This is a genomic window from Rhodanobacter sp. A1T4 (assembly GCF_014207185.1).
Taxonomy (GTDB): domain Bacteria; phylum Pseudomonadota; class Gammaproteobacteria; order Xanthomonadales; family Rhodanobacteraceae; genus Rhodanobacter.
In genome coordinates this window covers 301,444-318,207 of the sequence record NZ_JACHCP010000001.1, presented here as the reverse complement: position 1 = coordinate 318,207, position 16,764 = coordinate 301,444, and the positions used below count along the sequence as shown (strand labels likewise).

Annotated in this window: 12 protein-coding genes; 9 read left to right on the top strand and 3 right to left on the bottom strand. The window is 61.3% G+C overall.

Annotated features, from left to right (window positions below):
- The first annotated feature begins 7 nt into the window (after nt 1-7).
- From HDE80_RS01430 to HDE80_RS01390, 9 genes are all read left to right on the top strand, one after another.
- Complete coding sequence (locus HDE80_RS01430; protein WP_184667176.1) at nt 8-694, top strand: M24 family metallopeptidase; 687 nt, start codon at nt 8-10, stop codon at nt 692-694.
- A 452-nt stretch (nt 695-1,146) separates the two neighbouring features.
- Nucleotides 1,147-2,175, top strand: coding sequence for a LysR substrate-binding domain-containing protein (locus tag HDE80_RS01425; protein ID WP_184667174.1), 1,029 nt, complete (start codon nt 1,147-1,149; stop codon nt 2,173-2,175).
- 355 nt (nt 2,176-2,530) lie between these two features.
- A complete protein-coding gene (gene fusA / locus HDE80_RS01420) occupies nt 2,531-4,660 on the top strand; it encodes an elongation factor G (protein WP_184667172.1) in 2,130 nt (709 codons plus the stop codon).
- A 252-nt stretch (nt 4,661-4,912) separates the two neighbouring features.
- Nucleotides 4,913-5,380 carry a rhodanese-like domain-containing protein gene (locus HDE80_RS01415; RefSeq protein WP_184667170.1) on the top strand — a complete coding sequence of 156 codons (468 nt, stop codon included), beginning with the start codon at nt 4,913-4,915 and terminating at the stop codon, nt 5,378-5,380.
- A 232-nt stretch (nt 5,381-5,612) separates the two neighbouring features.
- Entirely contained in the window at nt 5,613-6,545 is a 933-nt protein-coding gene (locus HDE80_RS01410; RefSeq protein WP_184667168.1) for a family 2A encapsulin nanocompartment shell protein, read from the top strand.
- A gap of 265 nt (nt 6,546-6,810) precedes the next feature.
- Complete coding sequence (locus HDE80_RS01405) at nt 6,811-8,682, top strand: family 2A encapsulin nanocompartment cargo protein cysteine desulfurase (protein WP_184667166.1); 1,872 nt, start codon at nt 6,811-6,813, stop codon at nt 8,680-8,682.
- An 87-nt stretch (nt 8,683-8,769) separates the two neighbouring features.
- Nucleotides 8,770-8,964 (top strand): hypothetical protein, encoded by a 195-nt coding sequence (locus tag HDE80_RS01400; RefSeq protein WP_184667164.1) that lies wholly within the window; start codon nt 8,770-8,772, stop codon nt 8,962-8,964.
- Between the two features lie 225 nt (nt 8,965-9,189).
- Nucleotides 9,190-10,620: a glycoside hydrolase family 125 protein gene (locus tag HDE80_RS01395; RefSeq protein WP_184667162.1), complete on the top strand. Its 1,431-nt coding sequence runs from the start codon at nt 9,190-9,192 to the stop codon at nt 10,618-10,620.
- Nucleotides 10,621-10,656: 36 nt separating this feature from the next.
- The gene (locus HDE80_RS01390; RefSeq protein ID WP_184667160.1) at nt 10,657-13,083 is read left to right on the top strand and encodes a GH92 family glycosyl hydrolase; all 2,427 of its coding nucleotides are present in this window, start codon (nt 10,657-10,659) and stop codon (nt 13,081-13,083) included.
- 74 nt (nt 13,084-13,157) lie between these two features.
- On the opposite strand, the gene HDE80_RS01385 is transcribed toward HDE80_RS01390, so the two are convergent.
- From HDE80_RS01385 to HDE80_RS01375, 3 genes are read right to left on the bottom strand one after another with little or no spacing between them, the layout of a single operon-like run.
- Nucleotides 13,158-14,828 (bottom strand): alpha-L-fucosidase, encoded by a 1,671-nt coding sequence (locus tag HDE80_RS01385; RefSeq protein WP_184667158.1) that lies wholly within the window; start codon nt 14,826-14,828, stop codon nt 13,158-13,160.
- A gap of 51 nt (nt 14,829-14,879) precedes the next feature.
- Nucleotides 14,880-16,484, bottom strand: a complete 1,605-nt coding sequence (locus tag HDE80_RS01380) for a family 20 glycosylhydrolase (protein ID WP_184667156.1) — start codon at nt 16,482-16,484, stop codon at nt 14,880-14,882.
- Nucleotides 16,472-16,759, bottom strand: a complete 288-nt coding sequence (locus HDE80_RS01375; protein WP_221437380.1) for a hypothetical protein — start codon at nt 16,757-16,759, stop codon at nt 16,472-16,474. Before HDE80_RS01375 ends, HDE80_RS01380 begins: the two co-directional genes overlap by 13 nt.
- Between the last annotated feature and the right edge of the window lie 5 nt (nt 16,760-16,764).

Sequence of the window (16,764 nt, the reverse complement as noted above, 5' to 3'; positions counted from 1 at the left end):
TGAAGCAATGAATTCCACAACACTCGAGGCCGTCGGCAAACGGTACGACGCCACTCTTATGCAACATGCCCGCAGAAAAAGCTGGGCCGCGTTGTACGGCATCCGCGAGCGCATGCGTCCAGGTATCAGCGAGGACGAAGCCAAGGTCGAAGCGGCCGAGGTATTCCGCGAACTGGGCACGGAACGGCTTTGGCATCCGGTACTGATTCGCATCGGTGCGAACACGACCAAGACGTATCGAGAGAAATCTGATCCGACGGTACGACTCGGTGAGAACGATAGCTACTTTATCGACATCGGGCTGGTGTTCGACGGTCACGAGGGCGATGTAGGCGATACGTTTGTCACTGGTCACGCGCCAGAGCAGCGGGCCTGTGCGGAAGCGGCGCGCACGCTGTTTCACGAAGTCGCCGATGCGTGGCGCACGCAGGGCCTGAGTGGTCAGGCCTTGTACGCTTTTACCGACGAGCGCGCACAGGCACTGGGGTATCGACTCAATCATGCAGTCAAGGGCCATCGCGTCTGCGACTTTCCGCACGCGATCCACAAGGGTGGCGACCTTGGCGCGTTGGACTCGACACCATCCAGCGGACTGTGGATTCTGGAAATCCAGATCGCGCATCCGAGTGAACCATTTGGTGCGTTTTATGAAGATCTACTATGTCATGAGACGGGCACTCGTCATGCTCAATGAGCCATTTTTATGGGCTGTCCGTTGATCAGCATGCTAGCGACAGCCATGGAGACGCTATCCCCACGCTGGCATCGATTCTGGGTGACGCGGTGACGTCTTGATACCTGGTGGCGCTCTTTACATGTCTCATGAGCAGCCGGCGACATCGGCAGATTTCTGACAATCATCCCGGCCTGAAGCGTGAATGCGTGTTGCTGCAAGCATAGATTTTGATTCACTCGCCGCGCCATATTCTCCGATAGGTGCAAACCGAGAAGCTTGACTCATCATTGGTTATGGATGTATAGACGTCCATATGAAATTAATCGTGCAGCGCAACATCCCCTTTGGCTTTGCGGCCACGGGCTGTGCTGGCTTCGATTTCGCACGACGCGGTGGTAGCGGGCGATGTTTACGGAAGTAGCCACTTCCGTCCGCTCACTTCACTCCCACGTCATATTGCGAACAAACCCATGACCCTGACTCAGCTCCGCCACCTCGTCGCGATCGTTGATTGCGGACTCAATATCTCCCTCGCCGCCGAGCGGGTGCATGCCACCCAGCCAGGACTGAGCAAACATCTGCGGCATCTTGAGGAGGAGTTGGGCTTTTCGATGTTCAACCGGCGCGGACGCAATCTGGAAAGCCTCACGCACGTTGGTGGCCGGGTCCTCGAGAGCGCGCGCATGATCCTGGCTGAAGTGGACTCCATCCGCTCGGTGGTCGCTACCATGCACAGCGTTACGCGTACCATGCTGCGCATCGCCACGACGCATACCCAGGCGCGCTATGCGCTGCCTGCCACGATTGGCGCATTAAGTCAGCGCTACCCCAGCCTCAGCGTGCATCTACAGCCAACGGCGGACGCGCTGCTGATCGATGTGCTGGACAGCGACGGTGCCGACATCGCCATCGTCAGCACCTCGGGTGGCCCGCCGCAAACCAATGGCCTGGCGCTGCCAGCCTATCGCTGGCATCGGGTGGCGCTGGTACCGCGAGACCATGCCTTTGCCAAACTGTCGCGCCCATTGACGCTGGACGAACTGGCGAAGGTACCGCTGATCAGCTACGACTCGTCGCTAAAGCCGGATTCCTCGCTACGCCAGATTTTCGAGAAAGCCGGCCTGCACCCGCAGATCGCCATGACCGCCGGCGATGCCGACCTGATCAAAACCTACGTCAACGCCGGGCTTGGCGTGGGCATTCTGGCGGAGATGGCGCTGCTGCCGACAGACTCGGAACATCTGCATGCATTGCCAGCCGATCATCTTTTTCCGACCTGCACCACGTGGATCGTGCTTCGGCGTGAAAGCCCGTTGCGCGAACAGGCGCTCGAGTTTGTAGCGCAGTTCGCACCACATCTGGATCGTGCCCAAGTCGGCCAGGCACTCGGTAGCGGTATCGATCTGTCCAGCCAGTGGCCGGTAGCGCCGTACTGGCGGCATCCCGGATCGGAAACCGGTCAAGTGGTGCCGTTCCCTGCGAGAGGGGCGCATCGGTAAGTCTGGCGTCAATCGGCCCGGCATCACTCCGGCAAGGTCATGACGACCCGCTGACGCCGCGATTTCAACCGCCGAACGCCTCGCCATCGCAGGCCGAAAACCAGCCCCAGCGGGGCTCAAGCGGGTTTTGTGCGCCTTGAAACCGGGCGAATCACAAATCGGACCCGGAAACACGCTAAAATCAGGAGTTAGCCGCTGCCGACCTTCACGGTTGATGCCTTTCGGACCCGATTCGAGGCACACCATGTGAAGCGCGGCCGCAACGTGGGCAGCCTTGGGCGTCCCGCAGATCGACCCTTTAGCTTGTCCAACGATTACCCATCCAACCACGCTTGATATTTTCGGAACCCAGGTCATGGCCAGAAACAAACCACTCACCCTTTATCGCAACATCGGCATCATTGCGCATATCGATGCGGGCAAGACCACGACCACCGAGCGTGTTCTGTACTACACCGGCAAAAAGCATCAGATCGTCGACGTGCATGACACCAAGGACGGTAAGGGCTCGACCACGACGGATTATCTCGAGCAAGAGCGCAAGCGCGGTATCACCATCCAGTCGGCTGCCGTGTCGACCGAGTGGAAGGGTCACCAGATCAACGTGATCGACACCCCGGGACACGTGGACTTCACCATCGAAGTGAACCGTTCGCTGCGCGTGCTTGACGGCGCCGTGGTGGTCTTCGACGGCGTGGCCGGCGTGGAACCACAGACCGAAACCAACTGGCGCCTGGCCGACCAGTACAACGTGCCGCGCGTGTGCTACGTCAACAAGATGGACCGCATCGGCGCCAGCTTCGGCCATTGCGTCAAGGGCATTCGCGAGCGCCTCGGCGCACCGGCCCTGCTCTGCCAGATTCCATTGGGCAGCAGCGACGAGTTCTGCGGCATGGCCGACCTGGTCGCCAACGTGGCCTATATCTGGGCCTCGGACGACAAGGACAGCACCTGGGAAACCGTTTCCTTCGAGGAAGCCAAAGCCCGCCTGAAGTTCGGTTCCACCGTCGACAACGACTGGATCGATCAGCTGCCCAAGCTGCGCGAGGAAATGCTGGAAACCGCGCTGGCGATGGACGACGACGCGTTCGAGAAGCTGATCGAGACCGGTGAGCACGATCCGAAAAAGCTGAAGGAATGCATCCGCAAGGGTTGCGTCACCGGCAAGCTGGTACCGGTATTCTGCGGTTCGTCGTACAAGAACAAGGGCGTCCAGCAGCTGCTGGACGCCGTGGTCGACTACATGCCCTACCCGGGCGAGAACGGCGGTATCTCGATGGTCGACGAGGATGGCAACATCATCGGCGAGCAGGAAGTACGTGACGACGCACCGGCGCGCGCGCTGGCGTTCAAGGTCATCAACGACCAGTTCGGCACCCTGACCTTCTGCCGCGTCTACTCGGGCGTGATCAAGAAGGGCGACACCCTGCAAAACGTCACCCGCGGCAAGAAAGAGCGCGTGGGTCGCATCGTGGAAGTGCAGGCCAACGCGACCAAGGAAATCGACGAAGTGCGCGCCGGCGACATCTGCGCATTCGTCTCAATGAAGGACACCGAGACAGGCGACTCGCTGAGCGATCCGGCACACCCGGCGCTGCTGGAGCGCATGCGCTTCCCGGATCCCGTGATCAGCGTGTCGGTCGAGCCGAAGACCCGCAACGACGTCGACAAGATGTCCACCGCGCTCTACAAGATGGTCAAGGCCGATCCGTCTCTGCGCATGGAAGTGGACAAGGAAACCGGCCAGACCGTGCTCAAGGGCATGGGCGAGCTGCATCTGGAAATCACCCTCGACCGCATGCGCACCGAGCTAGGCGTGGATGCCAACATGGGCAAACCCAAGGTCAGCTTCCGTGAGGCGTTCGGCAAGACCGTCGAGCACACCTACACCCACAAGAAGCAGTCCGGCGGTTCGGGCCAGTTCGCCGAAGTGAAGATCATCTTCGAGCCAGGCGAGTCCGGCACGGGCGTGGTGTTCTCCGACGAAGTGGTCGGTGGCCGCATCCCGCGCGAATACATCCCGGCCGTGCAGCACGCGATCGAAGTCGAGTCGCGCCAGGGCCAGGTCGCCGGCTACGAAGTGCTGGACTTCAAGGCACGCCTGATCGACGGCAAGTACCACGACGTCGACTCCTCGGCACTGGCCTTTGAAATCGCCGGCCGCGCCTGCTTCCGTGAGGCGCAGAAGCTGTCCAAGCCGAAGCTGCTCGAGCCGATCATGAGCCTGGAAGTGGTCACCGAAGCGACCTACCTCGGCGACGTCATCGGCGATATCAACCGTCGTCGCGGCAGCATCTCCGACCAGGGCCACAAGGGTGTATCGGCCTTCGTCCAGGGCTTCGTGCCGCTGTCCGAAATGTTTGGCTACATCAACTTCCTGCGTTCGGCCACCAGCGGCCGCGGCACCTTCACCATGATTTTCGATCATTACGAAGAAGTGCCAGCCAGCATGGTCGAGAAGCTGATGGAGAAGGAAGCGAAGTAAGCTTCCGCCTTTTGGGTTCCTGATGAAAACACGAAGCCCGGGGAGCGATCCCCGGGCTTCGTGCTGTGCAGCGCCTTAAACCCGCAAAAGCCAAGCCAGAACGTGCGGCTCCCCTTGCGCGTCGCTGCGAGCCATGGGCATATACCCTTTTGGTTCTAAGCTTAGTCGATCTATTTCTTTGTGCCCCGCCCTATCCGGACCTACATTCGATAGCAGACGCGGCGAAGTCGCACATCGGTAGGGCTATAGCTAATGACCATCGTGCTCGAACACGGCTCCGTAACGGAATCATTCGAAACATCCCATTACGTCGATGCCACCCCGGTTGTTCCGCACCGCGACAGCGTGTCGCCACGGGAAGCTTGGCGCCTGTTTGCCACAGGCGCGGCGAAACTTGTCGACGTGCGCACCGCCGAAGAACGCCTCTTTGTGGGTCACGTACCGGATTCAATCCATATTGCCTGGGCAACAGGCACGCGACTCACGCGCAACCCGCGGTTCGTGCGCGAGCTCGAAGCCAAGACCGGCAAGCATGCCACCATATTGTTGCTCTGCCGCAGCGGCGCGCGATCGATAGCGGCGGCCGAAGCCGCCCGCGCAGCGGGCTTCGACGACGTGCGTGCCATTGAAGAAGGTTTCGAAGGCGAGCTGGACAAGCAAAATCATCGCGGCACGCGCAATGGCTGGCGCAGCGCGGGACTGCCTTGGATACAGAATTAAACGGGACCGCCAAACCCAAAAGGGCGCGAGGCGCCCGGCTCACATCGCTGTACCCAGGCACGAAAGCCGTGGTTTCGCCGCGGCTTTTTCTTAAAGTATGTGAGCGATCACGATACGGATGACGGCCAAGAAATCGGCTTCTGTCCGGACTAAATTTCGTTTGCCAATGACTGCATGGCGTGCTTAACATTGATCGGTACGCCGAATCATTCGCTACCCTCCGGAACCCGCCATGGCCGATAAAAAGACCCCGCAGCTCTCGCTCGGCGACGCCGGTGCGCGTCAGCTTGCAAACACGACCAAATCCGCGCCGAAACTCGAGATCATTTCGCCACGCTGGGTCACTCATCTGTTGCAGTGGCTGCCGGTCGAAGCGGGCGTGTACCGGCTCAACAAGGTCAAGAATCCGGAAAATGTGGACTTCGCCTGCGCCCGACGCGACGAGTCCGATCTGCCGGCAACCTTCGTCGACTACGATCCGAAGCCGCGCGAATACGTACTGAGCGCCTGCTCGACCGTACTCGAAGTGAACACGCGGATTGCCGATCTCTATTCGAGTCCGTTCGATCAGGTGAAGGAACAGTTGCGCCTCACGATCGAGACGATCAAGGAGAAGCAGGAAAACGAGCTGATCAATAACCCCGACTATGGCCTGCTTGCGAACGTCGCCGAATCGCAACGCGTGCAGACGCTGACCGGCGCGCCGACGCCGGATGATCTCGATGAACTCCTGACCAAAGTCTGGAAAGAGCCAGCGTTCTTCCTCACCCACCCGCTCGCGATCGCCGCGTTCGGCCGCGAATGCACGCGACGTGGCGTGCCGCCGCCGACTGTCAGCCTATTCGGTTCGCAGTTCATCACATGGCGCGGCATTCCGCTGATCCCGTCGGACAAGGTGCCGGTCGAGGATGGCAAGTCGAAGATCCTGCTGCTGCGCGTCGGCGACAAGCGCCAGGGCGTCGTCGGCCTGTTCCAGCCGGGTTTGCCGGGCGAACAGAGTCCGGGGTTGTCCGTGCGCTTCATGGGAATCGGCCGCAATGCGATCTCCTCGTATCTCGTCTCGCTGTATTGCTCGCTCGTTGTGCAGACCGACGATGCGCTCGCGGTGCTCGACAACGTCGAAATCGACAAGTATCACGAGTACGCACACACGTACGTGAGCTAGGCCTGCAGCGCTATCGGGACGGGTCACGCCGCGCTTGAGCGTGTGCGGGGCAAGGGAGAATGAGAGAATTTATGTCGATAAATGACCGGGTGATGACGCCGCACCGCGCACGCTCAAGCGTGGCCCTTGGGGTTGCCGCGTCCGGTCGCCATGCGGCCGCGCGCGGCTTGAACAGACAGCCAGCCTGTCGCAGCGCCTCGCACGACCACCTGACGACCGGACACGACAACGTGACCTGTCCCGATAGCGCTAGCAGGCCCTGACAATGGCCGCACCGACACCATCCATTCCGCTCTCGCCCGAATTGCCCGCCGGCTTGCCTGACACGCTGGAACTCGCGCGCTGGGCCGGCGAACTGTTCAACGCGTTGCCGAACGGCGCGCAGCATCAGGCGCTGACGCCGCCCGATCCAAACGGCATCACGACACCGCTGCCACACCAACTACCGACCAATATCGCGCCCGAGTCAGCGCAAAATGCGCAAGCGATCGCATCAGCTGCGCCAGCGCTCATTCCCGATGCGCAAGCCGGAAATGGCGTACCCGACTTTGCGGCAACGCGTCCGCACGGCTTCATCGGCAACCGCGGCGGCCATGCGCAAACGGTGCCGCAAGCTTATGCGGCGGCCCCCACGATCGACGTACCTGCGCCGCCGGCGACGGATCAGCCGTTCTACTTCCTAGCCGAGCCGCAGACGCCTGTGCTGCCGTCGTCTTCCACACCCGATCAGCGCCTTGGCTTGTCGGCATATGCTCTGCCGGGTCTTGACGATCTCGCGGGACTAATTCTCGCCGAGCCGCGCACGACCGATGCGCCGGTCACATCGACGTCGAATTTCTATTTTCTCGACGGTTCGCTCAGCCCGAACGCCACACCGTTCGGCGAAGTGCCGACGCAAGAGCCCGAGCACCGTGTCGCCTTCGACGTCAATACCGTGCGCCACGATTTTCCGATCCTCGCCGAGCGCGTCAACGGTCGCCCACTCGTCTGGTTCGACAACGCCGCGACGACGCACAAGCCGCAAGCGGTGATCGACCGTCTCGCTTATTTCTACGCACACGAGAACTCGAACATCCATCGCGCAGCGCATGAGCTCGCCGCACGCGCGACCGATGCATACGAAGATGCGCGTAAGAAAGTTGCGCGCTTCATCGGTGCCGGTTCGACCGACGAGATCATCTTCGTGCGCGGCGCCACCGAAGCGATCAACCTGATCGCCAAGACCTGGGGCAAGAAAAATGTCGGTGCGGGCGACGAGATCATCGTCTCCAACCTCGAACACCACGCCAACATCGTGCCGTGGCTGCAACTCGCGCAAGAAACGGGCGCGAAGCTGCGCGTGATTCCTGTCGACGATTCCGGGCAAGTGCTGCTCGGCGAATATCAACGATTGCTCTCGCCGCGCACCAAGCTTGTTTCGGTGACGCAAGTTTCCAACGCACTCGGCACCGTCGTGCCGGTCAAGGAGATCATCGATCTAGCCCATCGTGTGGGTGCGAAGGCGCTCGTCGACGGCGCGCAGTCGGTTTCGCATATGCGCGTCGACGTGCAGGCGCTCGACGCGGATTTCTTCGTCTTCTCCGGGCACAAGGTGTTCGCGCCGACCGGTATTGGCGTTGCTTATGGCAAGCGCGCCATTCTCGAGGATATGCCGGCCTGGCAAGGCGGCGGCAATATGATCAGCGATGTCACCTTCGAGCGCGCGCTGTTCCAGGGTCCGCCCTCTCGTTTCGAAGCCGGCACGGGCAACATCGCCGATGCGGCGGGTCTGGGCGCCGCGATCGACTATGTCGAACGCATCGGCATCGAGAACATCGCCGCGTACGAGCACGAACTACTCGACTACGCTACCGCGTTGCTCAAGGATATTCAGGGCCTGCGCCTGATCGGCACCGCGCAGGACAAGGCGAGCGTGCTTTCGTTCGTGCTCACCGGCTACGCGCCCGAAGAAGTCGGCAAGGCGCTCAACGAAGAAGGCATTGCCGTGCGCGCAGGCCATCATTGCGCGCAGCCCATTTTGCGCCGCTTCGGCCAGGAAGCCACCGTGCGCGCCTCGCTCGCGTTCTACAATACGCGCGAGGAAGTCGAACTGCTCGCTGCGGTGTTGCGCCGGCTGCGTACGGCGCGTCCGGTATAGCATCGATTGCGTGGGTTCGGATGCTTTGGCTACGCTCCTGCGTGGCCCGCAGACGGCATATCCATTGAGCATGGCGGCACCTTCACCATGATCTTCGATCATTACGAAGAAGTACCGGCCAGCATGGTCGAGAAGCTGAGGGAGAATGAAGCGATCCGGCCTAAAACACCGATTGCTTTACTGGCCAAGGCCGCGGTGTGTAACCACCGGGGCCTTGGCATATCCAGGGTGGGCTCCGTGCCGCTGGCACACCCCGTTGGTGATTGGCGTTCGGCCGCTTAAAAGCGCTTCCGCTGTACCTCCTGGCTGGGTATTTCAGCTCGCTGAGATACCCACAAACGCAAATTGATAACGTTATCATTTGATGTTAGTGTCGATCGCACTACGTCAGCGCAAGGGGTCGTCGGTGTATTTTCCGCACTGTTCCGCATACCACCCGTTCAGGGCTGCCGCCATGACGTCGCCGGGTTATCCTCTGGCCTTGGCGGGCCGCGCCGACGCAGACCGATGATCAGTCGCCGCGATGTGCTTCGACTGGCCACGATCGCCAGCACCGTAGCCCTGGCGGGGCCACGCCTGCTCCGGGCCGGTGCCGCAGAACGAGGCAGTGCCCGGCCACGAGCGGATCAACGCCGCTTTACCAGCCCTGCACTTGAGGCCACGATCCGCTCGGTCAAACGCGGCATCAGTGATACCAAGCTGGCATGGATGTTTGAAAACTGTCTGCCGAACACGTTGGACACCACCGTCCAGCCATCACTGGTCGACGGCAAGCCGGATACCTTCGTCGTCACCGGCGACATCGACGCCATGTGGTTGCGCGATTCCTGCTGCCAGTTGTGGCCATACCTTTCACTGGCCCGTGCGGATCCTGCGTTGGCGCAGTTGATCCAGGGCGCGATTCGCCGCCAGACCCGCTGCGTCCTGCTCGACCCGTATGCGAATGCTTTTCTGCGCGATACCAGCAGCCCGCCGCTGCCTTGGTCGGTCAATGACCGCCCTGCGCTGCAAGCCGGAGTCGGGGAGCGCAAATGGGAGCTCGACTCACTGTGCTACGTAATTCGGCTGGGCTATGGCTACTGGCAGGCTACCGGCGACACATCGCCGTTCGACAGCCAGTGGCTGGCTGCCATGCACAGCGTACTGCGCACACTACGCGAGCAGCAGCGCCAGCACGGGCCTGGCCCATATCACTTCCAGCGCCGCTCCGAGGTCCCCAGCGAGACTCTGGCACTGGCCGGCTACGGCAATCCGGCGCGATCGGTTGGCATGATCTACTCGATGTTTCGCCCCTCTGACGACGCCTGCATCTATCCCTTGTCGGTGCCATCCAACTTGTTCGCAGCGACCAGCCTGCGACAACTGGCGCGGATGGTGGGAGACATCAGCCATGACGCGACGCTGGCCAACCAATGCCAGACCCTGGCCAGCGAAGTGGCGCAGGCCACCCATCAGTATGGCCAACTGACGACACCTGCGGGCTTGGTATGGGCTTATGAAGTCGATGGCTACGGCAACCAGCTGTTCATGGACGATGCCAATGCCCCGGGCCTGCTCAGCTTGGCCTATCTGGGCTGCTGTGAACTGAATGATCCGATCTATCAGCGCAGCCGTGCACGCGTAAACAGCCAAGCCAATCCCTATTTCTTCACGGGCCGCGCGGCCCAGGGCATTGGTGGCCCGCACGAGGGGCTGCGCATGATCTGGCCGATGTCGATCATCATGCGGGCACTGACCAGCACCCGCGATGCCGAGATCCGGCAATGCCTGCTCTGGCTGCGCGATACCGATGCCGGCACCGGGTTCATGCATGAATCCTTCGACCAGGACGACCCCAGCCACTACACCCGACCCTGGTTTGCCTGGGCCAACAGTCTGTTCGGCGAGCTGATTCTGAAACTGGCCCGCGAACGGCCGCGCCTGCTCGCCTCGCTGTAGACCTTCCCCAGATCCACCCCTAGAGATTCGCCACGCATGATCAGCCGCCGCCGTTTCTTGCAACACGCCCTGCTGGCCAGCAGCTTGCCGCTGGCCATCCAGCGTTCACTGGCCCAGACCGCCAGCTCGTTCACCGCGCCGCCCCTCCTGGCGCAGACCAAGTGCACCCAACATGTGGATGTCTTTATTGGCACTGGCGGGCATGGACATACCTTTCCTGGCGCCACGGTGCCCTTCGGCATGGTTCAGCTGAGTCCGGATACCTATAACGCCATCTGGGATTCCAGCTCGGGCTACCACGGCGGCGATGGCTCGATCATGGGGTTTTCGCATACCCATCTGAGCGGCACCGGCGTCGGAGACATGCTGGATGTGCTGGTGATGCCTGGCGTCGGATCTGTGCAGACCAAGCCAGGCGACCCCACCCCGGCGATCCAGCTGTATCACTCGCGTTTCGATGCCGTGCATGAGAACGCCGCCGCGCCGCGGACCGCGCCGGTCTATGGCCATACCCCCGGCTACCGGGCCGCATTCACCCGCGCCGACGAGATGGCCGAACCTGGCTACTACCGGGTGCATTTGCGCGACCGCCAAGTGACCGCCGAACTGACCGCCACCCGCCGGGTGGGGCTGCACCGCTACACCTTCCCCGCCAGTGCCCACAGCCACCTGCTGGTGGATCTGCAACATGGCATGCAGGACAACCCTGACGTACCGACCCGCATCATCGATAGTCAGCTGAAGATCGTTGGCAACGATACTTTGCTCGGCGGCCGCCGGGTCGATGAATGGGCCTCCGGACGGCATATCTATTTCGCCATGCAGGTATCGCGCCCCTTCACCCGCCATCAGCTGTTCACCACAGAGCAGCCGCAGGGCAGCGATGCTACCCAGGCCCAGTCCAAATCGATCCAGTGCGCCCTGCATTTCGATACCCATGCGGGCGAGACCATCGTGGTCAAAGTAGGCATTTCCGCCGTCAGCCCTGAAGGTGCCTTGCGCAATCTCGACAGCGAACTACCGGGCTGGGATTTCGACACCACCCGTCAGGCCGCACTCCAGGCATGGGAGCGCGAACTGAGCAAGATCCAGGTCCAACTCGCCGACGAGCGCCATCGCCGGATGTTCTATACCGCGATGTATCACAGCCTGATCGTGCCGACCCTGTTCTCCGATGTCGATGGCCAGTATCGAGGCATGGATCTGGCCATCCATCAACTGCCGCAAGGCGCCGAGAATTACACCGAATTCTCGCTCTGGGACATTTATCGCGCCGAGATGCCACTGTTGACCCTGATCCAGCCGGAGCGAGTGCCGGACCTAGCCAACTCCTTGATCCGGATGGCCGAACAAAGCCCAGCTGGAGTGCCGGTATGGCCGCTGCAAGGACACGAAACCGGCTGCATGATCGGCTACCACTCGGCGGTCGTGCTGGCTGAGGCGCAGGCCAAGAAATTCGACGGCATCGACTTTGCCAAAGCGTGGCCGTTATGGCGCAAGCGTGCCATGGATGATGCCTATGAAGGACTCGATCTATATCGCCAGCAGGGTTATGTCCCTGCCGACAAGGAAGCAGAATCGGCCAGCAAAACGCTTGAATACGCCTACGATGACTGGGCCATGGCGCAGCTGGCCAAAACGGCCGGTGCCGATGACGACCATCAACGGCTGCTGGCGCGTTCACGTAACTACCAACACGTTTTCGATCCGGCCGACAACTTCGTCAAGCCTCGACTTGCCGATGGCCAGTGGGCCGCCCCATTCGATCCGCGGGCCATGGGACATTCCAGCCAGTGGCGTGATTTCACTGAATCCAACGCCTGGCAGGCGACCTTCCTGAACCAGCACGACATCTATCACTACATGGCTATGTTCGGCAGTGAGCAGGCCTTTGTCGACAAGCTCGACCAGCTGTTCAGCATCAGCTCGCAACTGCCGGCGGATGCGCCGCCCGATATCGCCGGCATGGTGGGTCAGTACGCCCATGGCAACGAACCCAGCCACCACGTGAGCTATCTCTATGCCTACGCCGGCCAGCCCTGGAAAACCCAGGCGCGTGTGCGAAGCCTGCTAGAGACCATGTATGACGACAAACCCGATGGCGAAGCGGGCAACGACGATTGCGGGCAGATCTCCGCATGGTTGATCCTCAGCGCGCTCGGCTTTTACCCGGTGGACCCGGTGAGCGGCGATTATGTGTTCGGCAGTCCGCAGGTATCGCGTGCACTGATCACCCTGCAAGGTGGGCGGCAACTGCTGATCGAAGCCCATGGCAACAGCAGCAGGAATGTATACGTCCAGTCAGTACGACTGAATGGCCGCGCATATCCGCACAACTGGATCAGCCACGCCACCCTGGTCCAAGGCGGGCATCTCGAATTCGAGATGGGCGCGCAACCCAACCACGCCTTCGGCAGCGATCCGGCACATCGCCCGCCATCGTTCGGGCAAACAGCCGTCTGAAATTATGCCAGCGGTTGGGCTGGACGACTCCAGCGCCAGCCTAACCGCTACGGCAGCCCGATCGCCGCATCCCGTCAGAGTGCCGAACCCGCCTCTGCCGGCAGCGGCTGGCTCAGTTCGATCCGGTAGGCATAGGCATGCAGTCCCGCCGGCTGGGCGGGAAGCTGCAGATGCAAGCCTTGTTGATCCTGGTTGAAAGCAAGCTTGCGATGGCCATCCAGCAAGGTCACCGTCCGCACCGGGAGGCTCGCCGGCAGCGAAGCAATCAAGGCCTTGCGATCATCAGGCCAACCCAGTTCGATCGCATACAACACGCCGGCATGCGTCGTAAAACGGAAGTCCTGGGCCGTATACGGCTTGGTCTTGGTGTCCTGCATCGAGCCCGTTGCCACCTTGGTCGGGCCTTCGCCAAAATGGGTCCAGGGCCGGCTGGCATAGATCGCCTCGCCATTCGCCCGCAGCCACTGCCCAAGCGCCAGCAAGATCGAGCGCGCCTCGGGCGGAATGCTACCGTCCGCCTTGGGTCCGATATTCAACAGCAAGTTGCCATTCTTGCTGACCACATCAATCAGCAGGTGGGCGATGACATCCGGGCTCTTGTAGATGTCGCCTTCGGCATAACCCCAGGAATCATCGCTGACCGAGGTTTCGGTCTGCCAGGGCTGGCGACGGATATCACCCAACTCACCGCGCTCGATATTGAGTGTGGCGGCACCATCGGGCAGCGCATCGGATTTGTAGTTCAGCACCACCTGCTGCCCACGTGCCGCCGCCTGGTCGTAGTAAAAAGCCGTCAACCGGGTCAGCTGATTGCGAAAACTGGCCTGGCCGATCCACCAGTCGAAGTACAGCAGGTCGGGGTGATAGTCCTGCACAAATTCCGCTGTGCGTGCCAGCCAGTCATCCAGAAATGCCTGTGATACCACGGTTCCGTCGACATCTTTGCCATCGGCCTTGAACGTGCGCATGGCGTGCGCCGGCCCGTACAACGCGGCATAACGCGGATCGTTCACATCCGAATTGAAGCTGCGGCCGTATTCATAGAACCAGTCATGCTCGGCACGATGCGACGACAGGCCCAGATACATCCCCTGCGCCCGAATCGACTTGACCAATGCTCCGATCACATCGCGGTGCGGGCCCATTTTGGCCGCCGTCCAGTCGCTGAGTCTGGAGTCATACATCGCGAAACCATCGTGATGCTCGGCTACCGGCACCACATAACGGGCACCCGCCTGTTTGAACAAACGTGCCCAGGCATCGGGATCGAAGTGTTCTGCCTTGAACAGCGGAATCAGATCCTTGTAGCCTTTTTCCGGCATCGCGCCGTAATGGGCCAGCTGATAGCGGTAGCGATCCGAATTCTCGCCGGTCCGCTCATACATATGCCGTGGATACCACTCTCCCTTGAATGCCGGCACCGAATACACCCCCCAATGGACGAAGATGCCGAACTTGGCATCGCGGTACCACAAGGGCGTCGTGTAATGGACCAAGCTGGCCCAATCGGGTTCGAACGGTCCTTGCGCAACGGCAGCATCGACCTGCTTCAGGATCGCCGTACGAACACCGTCGAATTTGCTATTGGCGGCTATCCACTGCCGTTCAATGGTGGCGGCATCGGGCGGCGTTACGCTGGCAGCACTGGCCGGATCCGCGGCAAATGCCTGCGCCGGGACGATGCATGTCAAGCCGACCAAAGCCAACCACAAGACAGCCAATCTGGCATTTGAACGGATGCTCATCAGATCTCCTTGCCACCAACCGATCGGTCGGCGACTGCACGTGGTCATCGCCTAAAGCGGATCACCGGGAAACAAAGAATGACCAGGCCCATATTGCAATTTCTTGATACTTGGCCTGAGTGAGGGGTAATCCAACGGCCTGCCCATGCTGTCGTAGGCCGTCCCACTCCAGAACAACTGACCCGCGGCAGGGATGGCGTCTTTCAGCAAATCGTGAATCGTGTCGGCGTAGCTGTAATCGCGCTGCCCCTGGTCATTCCACACGCTGATCTGACCACCACTCAGTCTGGCCGCCGTGTCCGCTGCCACAGGCAGATGACTGGCCCAGCCGGCATACAGCTGATCGCCACGCAGCCCGTCGGGATGGAAGTAGGCTGGCCCGAAAGGCACGATGTACCAATCGCCATAGGACTCCGTCCATTCGAAGCCGAGCTTGCCCCAGTCGATGCTCGACTCGCTGCCCCAATTGATCCAGCGCTGGATCCGAAAGGATTTATCCAGTCCAGCCGCAAAGCTGGCGTCGCCCCATACCTCGACCTGTTTGCCCTGCCGTTGCAGATAGCGCCCTAGCTGATTGATGTAGCTGATCTGGCTGGCCACGCTGATGCCGCCCTTGTTCACATTGACCTCGTCGCCACCGATATGAATCAGCGGCGAGTGGAACCACGGCAAAAACTCGGCAAAAACCGCTTCCACATAGCTCAGCGTTTGCGGTCGGGTCGGGTCCAGCGTGCCCCCGGGCGGCGAATCACCGGCATAGCCCCATTGAGGCTGTGCTGCGACCAGTGCACCCGCATGACCCGGGGTATCGATTTCCGGCACGATAGTGACGGCGTTGGCGGCCGCTACAGCCTCCAGCTCGTCCCAGTCCTGGCGCGTGTAATACAGGCCATCTGCCGGAATCAGCCCGCGGAATTCCGGGCGATCACTCTTCAGCCGGAAAGCCCGAATCTGCCAGGCATCGCCCGCTTGATTTTTCACCTGATCATTCAGATGCAGATGCAAGGTATTGAGCTTGTACCAGCCCATGAAGCGCAGATACGCCTCCAGAAAACGCTTGTCGGCGAATTTTCGGCCCACGTCAAACATCACCGAGCGCTCGCGATAGCGCGGTGTGTCCACCACGGCACCCTTGGGAAGGGTTGCGGCCCGACCGCTTGCACGCCCCTGGACAACGAGCATCTGCAGTATCGTACGCGTGGCATAGAAGGCACCGGCCAAGGTATGCGCCCGGATCTGAATCGAGTCGCCCAGATCAAGCGCATATCCCTCATCGCCGAACGCGCCGGATCCCGTAGCGTTTGCAGCCACCAGCCGCAAGACGATATCGCCAGGCCTACTTCCCGTACCTGAGCGAACCCGCAGCGGCTGCCCGGTCAGCTGACCAATTTCATCAGCAAGTCGCCGGCCGAGCACGTGCAGCGGCTGACCCCCAGCTGGATCTACCCAGACGATACTGGCTGGATGCCAGCGCCAATATCCATCGCCGCCATGCCAATGCTGCAGGCTGGGAATCACCAGCGGAGCAGGATTCGATGCCGCAATGGCCACACCGACATTCGCGACCATGCCGATCAGCAGCATCACCCACGCGGCACACGTCCACCAACTACCTCGACCCAAGCCCGAGCGGCCGCCCGATATCATGGATACCATGGCGAGCCATCCAGTCGGGCAAGGCTATCCAGCCGATGCGGCTGGCTGCCCATGCTGCACGGCGCACCTGCGCTGCCAAGCGAGGCGTCAAACAACGGCACCACACATGGCGTACCCGGTGGCTGGACCAAGGCCGGGTCGACCATGGCCACACCAGGGTCCGTTATCGTGCTGGCATCGACGGCCGATGCCACCAAGGCAGACGACCATTCCGGCGCGATCGACCAACCGATCGCCAGCACCGTCGTCCGCAAAAATTTATCCATGCAGGCCATGGGTG